Source organism: Nocardia farcinica, from assembly GCF_029867845.1.
Classification (GTDB): Bacteria; Actinomycetota; Actinomycetes; order Mycobacteriales; family Mycobacteriaceae; genus Nocardia; species Nocardia farcinica_A.
The window spans coordinates 1-4418 of the sequence record NZ_JARWRU010000919.1 but is presented as its reverse complement, the minus strand read 5'-3'; the positions used below and the strand labels follow the sequence as shown (position 1 = coordinate 4418).

Sequence of the window (4418 nt, the reverse complement as noted above, 5' to 3'; positions counted from 1 at the left end):
GCCCGGCGTGGAAGGGGCGACTTCACACGCCGGGCCGGTTCGGGGGCGCGATCACCGGGCAGTGGTGATAGCGCCGACCCCGAGCCGGACCTCCCGACAAGGCGGCGTCCGCGTTCCCGGGCGGCGAGGGCGCTGCCCGGGAAGCATGTGTCAGGCGTCTCGCCTGTTGACCACGACCACGGCGGCGGCGAAGACGATCGCGACGAAGGCCGTGAAGTACAGCAGGGCGGGCCAGGGGCCCCAGTGCCAGGGCAGACCCGTGTCCTCCATACCGAGGAAGCGATTGGCGTTCTGGAACGGCAGGAACACCTGAATATTACGTCCGTACTTACCGAACGCGCCGATGATCGGCTCGATCAGCACCGGCCAGACGATCAGCACCGAGATCGCGCCCGCCGACTGGCGCACCAGCGCGCCGACACCGACGGCGAGCACCGCCACCAGGGCGATGAAGATCGGGACCGCGTAGAAGATCTTGGTGTCGCCCTCGGTCAGGCTCAGCTTCTGACCGACCTCCGCGGTGGTGACCGCCTTCAGGATGAGAAAGCTCAGGAAAGTCAGCACCGCCGCGAGCACGGCCGCGCCGACCGCGAGCATGCCGGCCTTGGTGGCCAGCACCGCGGTCCGGTTGGGCACCGCCAGGAAGGTGGCGCGCATGGTGCCGAAGCGGTACTCGCTGGTCACGGCCAGCGCGCACATGATCATGATGAGGATGTAACCGAAGCCGGGCAGGAAGGCCGCGCCGGTGATGCCGAGGGCGGCGAGCACGTTGTCGGCCAGCGGCGGCTCCGGCGCGATGGACGGATCGTCCTTCCACGCGCTCATCGTGACATTCAGCAGCAGACCGAACAGCGCGGTCATGCCCAGGGAGAACACCACGGCCAGGCCGGTGCACCACCACGGCGATCTGGTCGAGGTCAATTTGATTCGTTCCGCGGCCAATACGCTCATCGGAGCGCTCCTCCCATCGCTGCCATCTGCGCGTCCGGTCCCGGCACGCCCACCTGTTCGGCGCCCTCACCGTGGTACTGCACCGCACCGCCGGTCATCCGCATGAACGCCTCCTCCAGCGAGGCGCGCTGCGGGGACAGCTCGAACAGGGTGATGTTGTTCTCCGCGGCCAGCGTGCCGACCGCGTCGCTGGCGACGCCCGCCACCAGCAGGGCGGGGCCGTCCGCGCTCGCGCCGTCCTCGCGGACGGTCAGGTTCTTGCCGGTGAGCAGGCTGCGCAGTTCGTCGAGCTGCGGGCTGCGCACGCGCACGCTCTGCTCGGAGGCGCGCTCGATGAACTCCTTCGTCGTGGTGTCGGCGATGAGCTTGCCGCGGCCGATCACCACCAGGTGCTCGGCGGTCTGCGCCATCTCCGACAGCAGGTGGCTGGAGACCAGCACGGTGCGGCCCTCGGCGGCCAGGCGCTGCATGAACCGGCGGATCCACAGGATGCCCTCCGGGTCGAGGCCGTTGACCGGCTCGTCGAACAGCAGCACCTTCGGATCGCCCAGCAGCGCCCCGGCCAGGCCGAGCCGCTGGGACATGCCGAGCGAGAACCCGCCGGCGGGACGGTCGGCGACCTCGGCGAGCCCGACCAGCCGCAGCACCTCCTCGACCCGCGATTTCTCGATGCCGTTGGAGGCGGCCAGCCACTGCAGGTGGGCGCGCGCCGAGCGGTTCGGGTGCACCCACTTGGCGTCGAGCAGCGCGCCGACGGTGCGCAGCGGGTTCTTGATCTCGTGGTAAGGCTTGCCATCGATGAGCGCGGTGCCCGCCGTCGGCCGGTCCAAGCCGAGAATCATCCGCATGGTCGTCGACTTGCCGGCGCCGTTGGGTCCGAGGAAGCCCGTCACCTGTCCCGGACGAACGGTGAAGGTCAGATCCTCGACGGCGGCGGTCCGGCCGAATTGTTTGGTCAGACCCCGTACTTCGATCATGGACTCCAGCATTCCCTACCGATCGTCCACGCGCGTCCACACCCAGGGGTGGAATCCGGTCATCCTCGAGAATGACCGGGCTCCCGCTCGAGTCGGGGACGGCCGAGGGAACCCCCGTAGGGGCCGCGCCGGTGGTGCGCGGCTTCTCTCGCCCCGGTGTCGGCGACCGGCTCAGGGCGTCGACGGCGACGACGCCTGAGCCCAGAACCGCTTGGGGATGCGGCCGGCGTGCCGGGCGAGCAGGCCCGCGCGCACCGCGTCGGCCATCGCGGCGGCCATCAGCGGCGGCTGCTTGGCCCTGGTGACGGCGGTGGCCAGCAGCACCGCCGAACAGCCGAGTTCCATCGCCAGCGCGGCGTCGCTGGCGGTGCCGATGCCCGCGTCCAGAATCACCGGGACGCCCGCGGCGCCCACGATCATCTCGATGTTGTGCGGGTTGCCGATGCCGAGACCGGTGCCGATGGGCGCGCCGAGCGGCATGACGGCCGCGCAGCCCGCGTCCTCGAGCCTGCGCGCCAGCACCGGGTCGTCGTTGGTGTAGGGCAGGACGGTGAAACCGGCGTCGACCAGCTGTTCGGCGGCCGAGAGCAGTTCGATCGGGTCGGGCAGCAGGGTGCGCTCGTCGGCCACCACCTCGAGCTTGACCCAGGTGGTGCCCAGCGCCTCGGCGGCCAGGTTCGCGGTGAGCACGGCCTCGGCGGCGGTGCGGCAACCGGCGGTGTTGGGCAGCGGCATGATGTCCAGCCGCTTCAGCAGGTCGAGCACGCCGGTGCCGCCCGCGGCGTCGACACGGCGCATGGCCACCGTGGTCAGCTCGGTGCCCGAGGCGACCAGGGCCTCCTCCAGCACGGCCAGGTTCTCCGCACCGCCGGTGCCCATGATGAGCCGGGAGCCGAACTCCCGGTCGCCGATGCGCAGCGGCGGCAGCCCGTTCGCGGGGGATTCCGGTAGGTCAGCCACCCTGGACCGCCGTCAGCACCTCGATCGTCCAGCCGCGGCCGACCTGCTCGTCCCAGCGCGACTTCGGGAACACCGCGCCGTCCACGGCCACGGCCACGCCCTGGCAGGGCAGCGCCAGGCGCTCGAGCAGCTGGCGGACGGTCAGCGGCTCGGCGAACTCGTGGTCCTCGCCGTTGACCGTGACACCGATCGGGATGGACATGGCGGTCATCGAACTCCTCCTGTGACGGACGGCGACGCGGTGGGCGGCGTCGCGGTGAAGCGGTGCGGGTCGGCGGCCCCGGCCTCGGGCACGGCGCCGCCGTCGAGCAGGGCCAGCGTCGCGTCCACGGTGAGCGGGACGGCCAGCATGCCGTTGCGGCCGTGCCCGGTGGCGGCGACGACCTTGTCGGTGAGCCTGCCGATGAGCGGATGGTTGTCCGGGGTGCCGGGGCTAAGGCCCGCCGACGCCTCGGCCAGCTCGTATTCGCCGATGGCGGGGAAGATCGCCTCGGCGTCGGCGATCAGGTCGCGCACCCCCGCCACCGTGACGGTGGTGTCGAAGCCGACCTCGTACTGGGTCGCGCCGACGACCAGGCCGTGTGCGCGCGGCACCAGGTAGACCGGGCGGCCGTGCACCCTGGCTCGGATCACCCTGGCCGGTGCGGGCGCGACGCCGGGACGGCGCTTCAACCGCAGAATCTCCCCCTTCACCGGGCGCACCGGAAGGTCGGGCCACAGCCCGCCGGAGTGCGCGCCCGCCGAGACGACCACCTGGTCGAAGTCCAGCGCGGCCGGGTCGGTCACCGATTCCTCGCGCAGTTCGACCCCGGCGGCCACCGCCGCGTCGCGCAGCGCGCCGAACAGCAGGCGGTTGTCGATGGCCGGTTCGCCGGACAGCAGACCGGCACGCACCGTCCTGGCCAGGCCGGGTTCCAGCTCACGCACCCCGGCGCGGTCGAGCAGTCGCAGGCGGTGGCCGCGCTCGCCCACCCAGTCGGCGACGGTGCGCAGATCGGCGGCGTCGGCGGCGTCGAGGGCGACGGTCATGGTCTCGCGGGCGACGAAGACGTCCACGCCGGTGGCCGCGGCCACCCGATCGGCGAATTCCGGCCAGCGGGCCAGCGAGGCCGCGCCGAAGCCGAGCACGCCGTCCTCCCCCGGCCAGCCCTCCGACAGCGGGGCGAGCATGCCGCCCGCCACCCGGGAGGCGCCCGATCCGGCGGCGGCGTCGAACAGCGTGACCTGCCATCCGGCCGCCGCGGCCCGCCAGGCCACCGCGAATCCGACGGCGCCGCCGCCGACGACGGCCAGAGTCCGCATGTCTGTCACCTACCTGCGCGTATCGGCACGGGATCGCCCTGTGCTCGCTTGTCCACGGTAGCGCGGCTACCGTCTGTGACGTGCAACCCTCCCACCCGAACCGCCCCCTGCCGCCCCGTGATCGCCTGGCCACCGCGCGGCTGTACCTGTGCACCGACGCGCGCCGGGAAAAGGGCGATCTGGCCAGGTTCGCCGACGCCGCCTTCGCGGGTGGGGTCGACATCATCC

The 4418-nt window shown here is 72.1% G+C and carries 5 protein-coding genes and 1 pseudogene; 1 reads left to right on the top strand and 5 read right to left on the bottom strand.

Annotated elements, in window-relative coordinates:
- Positions 1-150: 150 nt before the first annotated feature.
- From QH283_RS20245 to thiO, 5 genes are all read right to left on the bottom strand, one after another.
- Positions 151-951, bottom strand: a complete 801-nt coding sequence (locus QH283_RS20245) for an ABC transporter permease (RefSeq protein WP_280504553.1) — start codon at positions 949-951, stop codon at positions 151-153.
- A complete protein-coding gene (locus QH283_RS20240; protein WP_280504552.1) occupies positions 948-1928 on the bottom strand; it encodes an ABC transporter ATP-binding protein in 981 nt (326 codons plus the stop codon). Before QH283_RS20240 ends, QH283_RS20245 begins: the two co-directional genes overlap by 4 nt.
- Positions 1929-2099: 171 nt before the next feature.
- Positions 2100-2888, bottom strand: a complete 789-nt coding sequence (locus QH283_RS20235) for a thiazole synthase (RefSeq protein WP_280504551.1) — start codon at positions 2886-2888, stop codon at positions 2100-2102.
- Complete coding sequence (gene thiS, locus QH283_RS20230) at positions 2881-3099, bottom strand: sulfur carrier protein ThiS (protein WP_280504550.1); 219 nt, start codon at positions 3097-3099, stop codon at positions 2881-2883. Before thiS ends, QH283_RS20235 begins: the two co-directional genes overlap by 8 nt.
- On the bottom strand, positions 3096-4190 hold the full coding sequence (gene thiO / locus QH283_RS20225; protein ID WP_280504549.1) for a glycine oxidase ThiO: 1095 nt from the start codon (positions 4188-4190) through the stop codon (positions 3096-3098). The genes thiS and thiO overlap by 4 nt, the downstream gene beginning before the upstream one ends.
- 80 nt (positions 4191-4270) lie before the next feature.
- Here thiO and QH283_RS20220 point away from each other — a divergent pair.
- A pseudogene (locus QH283_RS20220) lies at positions 4271-4418 on the top strand (thiamine phosphate synthase); the annotation flags it as partial.